General features: G+C 65.6%; 6 protein-coding genes. 1 reads left to right on the top strand and 5 read right to left on the bottom strand.

Annotated features, from left to right (window positions below; all coding sequences use genetic code 11):
• Window positions 1–1,413: DnaB-like helicase N-terminal domain-containing protein (locus tag B1964_RS25860; RefSeq protein WP_290440742.1), on the bottom strand; the 1,413-nt coding region annotated here is incomplete at its 3' end.
• Between the two features lie 543 nt (window positions 1,414–1,956).
• Here B1964_RS25860 and B1964_RS25865 point away from each other — a divergent pair.
• Window positions 1,957–2,628, top strand: coding sequence for a hypothetical protein (locus B1964_RS25865; protein WP_079931848.1), 672 nt, complete (start codon window positions 1,957–1,959; stop codon window positions 2,626–2,628).
• Between the two features lie 220 nt (window positions 2,629–2,848).
• On the opposite strand, the gene rplI is transcribed toward B1964_RS25865, so the two are convergent.
• The 4 genes from rplI to rpsF all read right to left on the bottom strand — a co-directional run bounded on the left by rplI (window position 2,849) and on the right by rpsF (window position 4,526).
• Window positions 2,849–3,301, bottom strand: coding sequence for a 50S ribosomal protein L9 (gene rplI, locus B1964_RS25870; protein ID WP_079931849.1), 453 nt, complete (start codon window positions 3,299–3,301; stop codon window positions 2,849–2,851).
• Between the two features lie 21 nt (window positions 3,302–3,322).
• Window positions 3,323–3,583: a 30S ribosomal protein S18 gene (rpsR, locus tag B1964_RS25875; protein ID WP_006373162.1), complete on the bottom strand. Its 261-nt coding sequence runs from the start codon at window positions 3,581–3,583 to the stop codon at window positions 3,323–3,325.
• Between the two features lie 25 nt (window positions 3,584–3,608).
• A complete protein-coding gene (locus tag B1964_RS25880) occupies window positions 3,609–4,133 on the bottom strand; it encodes a single-stranded DNA-binding protein (RefSeq protein WP_079931850.1) in 525 nt (174 codons plus the stop codon).
• Between the two features lie 111 nt (window positions 4,134–4,244).
• A complete protein-coding gene (rpsF, locus tag B1964_RS25885) occupies window positions 4,245–4,526 on the bottom strand; it encodes a 30S ribosomal protein S6 (RefSeq protein ID WP_079931851.1) in 282 nt (93 codons plus the stop codon).
• Window positions 4,527–4,533: the final 7 nt, after the last annotated feature.

Here is a 4,533-nt window from a genome sequence, read left to right on the forward strand (position 1 = left end):
ATGATGAACGGTGAACACGTCGTCGTCGGCGTCGACGCGGAGCCACCCGGTGGCCGAACGACGGTAGGGGTAACCGAGTCCGGCGACGAGGTCGGCCACCACGGCGGTCATGTGCCGGGTGGCGGCGGGCACTGTGATCCAGCCGTCGTCGTCGACGGTCGCGCGTGCGTCCAGCAAACCCGCGAGCAGGGCGCGGCGCTGAGCGATGGAGCCGCGCAGATACTCGTAGGGGATACGCCCGCCGAGGTCGGCCATCAATGTCATCACGTCGACGGGACCCTCGGCGTCGATGCGCATCCCGATCTCGGGATCGTCAAAAGCCATACCAGCCAACGCGGCGACGGTGTACGGTCCGTAGGCAAATCGCTTGCGCGGCAGTTCAAGTGGCTTGGTGTTGCGAATGAAGGCGCTGCCGACGTGGGCACACATGCCCTCGGTGGTGACGACCTGACTGCTGCCGTCGACCTCGATTGCCCACTCGTGCCAGGCGTCGGCGAGGATGCTGTTGCCGTCGGCGAATTCGACCTCATAGCAGGGCCGTTCGGTCATAACATCGGTCGCGGCCACGACAGTGGTGGGGCGGCCGTGGGCGTCGAGCAGTTTGTCGCCGACGGCGACGCGGCCCATCGTGGTCCAGCCCGTGGGCGTGGGCAGCGGCGTGTCCAGCGACAGCGCCTTGCCGACACCAGGACGTGCCGCCACGATGATCATCTGCCCTGGATGCAGTCCGTTGGTGAGCTTGTCGAGATCGGCGAAACCCGTTGGCACACCGAGTGACAGCCCGCCTCGCGAGGCGATCGAGTCGATCTCGTCCATCGTCGGCTGCAGGAGCTCCTCGAGGGGAACATAGTCCTCGGCGGTGCGGCGCTCGGTGACCTCGTACACCTCGGCCTGCGCCCGGTCGACGACCTCCGCGACGTCCTGGCCGTCGGCCCCGGAGTAACCGAACTGCACGATGCGGGTTCCGGCCTCCACGAGTCGCCGCAGGATGGCCTTCTCGGCGACGATCTCGGCGTAGTAGCCGGCGTTCGCGGCTGTGGGCACCGTGGAGATGAGGGTGTGCAGATAGGGTGCACCGCCCACGCGGCGCAGCTCTCCGGCGCGCTCCAGCTCGGCAGAGACGGTCACGGCGTCGGCGGGCTCACCCTTGCCGTAGAGCTCGAGGATGGCGTCGTAGACGGCCTGGTGTGCGGGCCGGTAGAAGTCGGCCGGCCGGATTTTCTCGACGACGTCGGCGATGGCGTCCTTCGACAACAGCATGCCACCGAGGACCGATTGCTCGGCGGCCATGTCCTGTGGTGGTTGGCGACCGAATTCTTCGGTCGGGATCGGCGCTTCGTCGTCGAAACCCCCGGACCCCCCGCGTCCGGAATCACGCCGGGCGCCGTGCCCGCGATCGTCGACAACCGCCACCGATGCCCCAACCTCTCGCGCCGATCACGGCAGATCCGCAACACGGATCCGCCCCTGCTCTCTCTGCCGTACTCAGTACCCGACGTACTCAATACCCGCGGCCACCGACAGAACCCGCGATCACGTCGCCGACACCGGTGCCGATTCACCCTGAGAGGTGACCCTAGGAGGAGACCGGCGCGCGTTCAAACGCGCCTGTGGACCGAGCTGTGCACCAATTGTGGACGCTTCGGGTGCGGCCTGTGGGTCGCTGGCGACGGCCTGTGGACAAGGTGGGGAATGTTGACGCGATTTGTCCCATCACTGCAGCTCAGACCATGTGCACGAATTCCACAGAGACGAGTTCTTTACTTCCTCGGCGTGTCGCTTGAATGTGGCGGCCGGGCGTGTTGCGAGTGACGGCAACCACTGGGCGTTTACCAGCTCGTGAACAGTCCGTGAGCCGGCGATGACACCGCATTGGGACGCTCTCGACGCGGCCCGCGCGTGCGGCCGCCACGACGAGGATCAAACGCTCCCCCGCCTCCACACGACTGTGATGCAATGAAGCCCGTGTCCAGGATTCGCACGTTCGGTACGTTGTCGCGCGCGCTCGCCACGGTCGGCGTTGCCGCCGCCATGGCCGTCGTCGCGCCCGCCATGCTGGCATCGGATGCGTCGGCCGCTCCGCCGCCCCCACTGCCCGCAGAATTCGACCTGAGCCGCTACACCCCGGTGAACCCCGACGCGTTCCGCTCGCTGGCCTACGAGGACAACGGGCGGTCGTTCTTCACCACTGGGCGCTACATGTGCCAGATCGGCCCGCAGTATCGCTACGTCGGTTGTACGGGCAGCCCGGCCACCGCACCCGCCGACACCCCGACGTCGCGGACACTCGGCGCGACCATTGCCGGCGATCAGCAGGGACCGTTCTGGGTGCGCACCAACTGGCCGTTCGCCCCGACCTATCGTTTCGGCTCCACGACCGGGTTCCGGCCGCCCGTCCTGCACGTCGGGCAGGGGGTGACGATTGCAGGGGTTACCTGTACGGTGCCTGCGCCGAACGAGGTGGCCTGCCGAACCGGTTCTCGCGCACTGATCTTCGCGACCGGATGGCACAAGTTCTTCTATCCCGCATGGGATCAGGCACACGACGGCAATCCGGCGCCGCAGTATCTCCCTGCAGCGCTTCGGGGTTCGAGTCAACTGCCGGCGGTGCCTGTGGCGCCGGCGTGAGGTGCGTTGCCGCGTAAGGGTTACGCGGTCTCGACGCTCGGCGCCTGGGGCGCCTCGCACCTCGACCATCGATCAGAAAACGACCATCGATCAAGGAACGACCAGCGATCGAGAGTCGTCCAACGATCAGAAAACGACATCGATTGAAATGCACTTCAGCCCGCCGACCACGCATCATGTGCGTGGTCGGCGGGCCGAAAGTTGTTGCGTGCGAGCCTGATCAGCCGGCGACGACGGCCAGCGACACGGTCGCGGCGACGTCGGGGTGCAGGTTCACCACGACCGGGAAGCTACCGGTGGCCTTGATGTGGCCCTTGGGCAGCTCCACGTTGCGCTTGTCGACGACGGGGCCGCCGGCCGAGCGGATGGCACCGGCGACGTCTGCGGCGGTGACCGAACCGAACAGCTTGCCCGAGTCGTGGGTCTTCACCGACAGCGAGACCTCGGAGAGGTTCTCGAGTGCCTGCTTGAGTTCGTTGGCGTGCTCGAGGCCGCGGACCTCGCGGGCGGCCTGCGCCCGACGGATGGTCTCGACCTGCTTCTCGGCGCCACGGGTGGCCTTGATGGCCAGACCGCGGGGCAACAGGTAGTTACGGCCGTAGCCGTCCTTGACCTCGACGGAATCGCCGGCTTCACCGAGGTTTTCCACGGCAGCAGTCAGGATGAGCTTCATATCGTGTTCTCTCCCTTCGGCTTATCGGCTGGTCGAGGTGAACGGCAGAAGCGCCACCTCACGCGAGTTCTTGACGGCCACAGCGACGTCGCGCTGGTGCTGGACGCAGTTGCCGGTCACGCGACGCGAACGGATCTTGCCGCGGTCGGACAAAAAGCGGCGCAGCAGCGCGGTGTCCTTGTAGTCGATGGTGCTGGTGTTCTTGTCCTTGCAGAAGGAGCACGCCTTGGTCTTGGTGACCTTTTCGACGCGCACCTTCCGGCTGCTCTTTTGCTTAGCCATGTGATGCTCCAGTCAAAAATGTTTCTTAGAAAGGTGGTTCGTCGTCCCCGCCGCCGCCACCGAACGAGGAGCCGCTCGCAGGGGCGCTGCCCCACGGATCCTCGGGTGCGGACTGGCTCGATCCGCCGCCGCGGCTTGCGCCACCGCCGGACGAACCGAAGTTTCCGCCGCCGGACGATCCGCCGCGCGAGGCGCGATTGACCGATGCGGTGGCGAATTTCAGCGAGGGACCGATCTCTTCGACATCGAGTTCCACAACCGTGCGCTTCTCACCCTCGCGGGTTTCGTAGGAACGCTGCTTGAGACGACCCTGCACGATGACGCGGGTGCCCTTGGTCAGGCTCTCGGTCACGTTCTCCGCAGCTTCGCGCCAGATACTGCACCGCAGGAACAGTGCCTCGCCGTCTTTCCATTCATTGGACTGACGATCGAAGGTGCGCGGAGTGGAGGCCACCGTGAAGCTGGCGACCGCAGCACCCGAGGGGGTGAACCGCAGTTCGGGCTCAGCAGTCAGATTGCCTACAACGGTGATGACGGTTTCGCCTGCCATGTGTCTCCCCTTGGTCGTGGTTGGGCACTCGATGGTCGATGTGCACCGGACTAGTGATTCACCCTAGGGTCCGGTACCGACTATCTCGGGACATCGGAGAAAGCCTGTGTACTACTTCCGGAGAACCTTGGTGCGGAGCACCGACTCGTTCAGCTTCAGCTGACGATCCAGCTCGCTGACGGTGCCCGGCTCGGCGTTCAGGTCGATGACGGCGTAGATGCCCTCACTGTGCTTGGCGATCTCGTAGGCGAGACGGCGCTTGCCCCAGATGTCGACGTTGTCGACCTTGCCGCCGTCCTTGCGGACCACGTTCAGGAACGTGTCCAGGGACGGAGCAACGGTGCGCTCGTCGAGACTCGGGTCGAGGATGACCATCAATTCGTAATGACGCATGTGACCA

Origin of the sequence: Gordonia sp. i37 (assembly GCF_002043085.1) — a bacterium.
GTDB lineage: Bacteria > Actinomycetota > Actinomycetes > Mycobacteriales > Mycobacteriaceae > Gordonia > Gordonia polyisoprenivorans.

What these genes read in the sequence shown, in the direction of transcription:
- rplI (WP_079931849.1), bottom strand. Translation starts at nt 3,301, where the DNA reads ATGAAGCTCATCCTGACTGCTGCCGTGGAAAACCTCGGTGAAGCCGGC.
- B1964_RS25865 (WP_079931848.1), top strand. Translation starts at nt 1,957, where the DNA reads ATGAAGCCCGTGTCCAGGATTCGCACGTTCGGTACGTTGTCGCGCGCG.
- B1964_RS25880 (WP_079931850.1), bottom strand. Translation starts at nt 4,133, where the DNA reads ATGGCAGGCGAAACCGTCATCACCGTTGTAGGCAATCTGACTGCTGAG.
- rpsR (WP_006373162.1), bottom strand. Translation starts at nt 3,583, where the DNA reads ATGGCTAAGCAAAAGAGCAGCCGGAAGGTGCGCGTCGAAAAGGTCACC.
- rpsF (WP_079931851.1), bottom strand. Translation starts at nt 4,526, where the DNA reads ATGCGTCATTACGAATTGATGGTCATCCTCGACCCGAGTCTCGACGAG.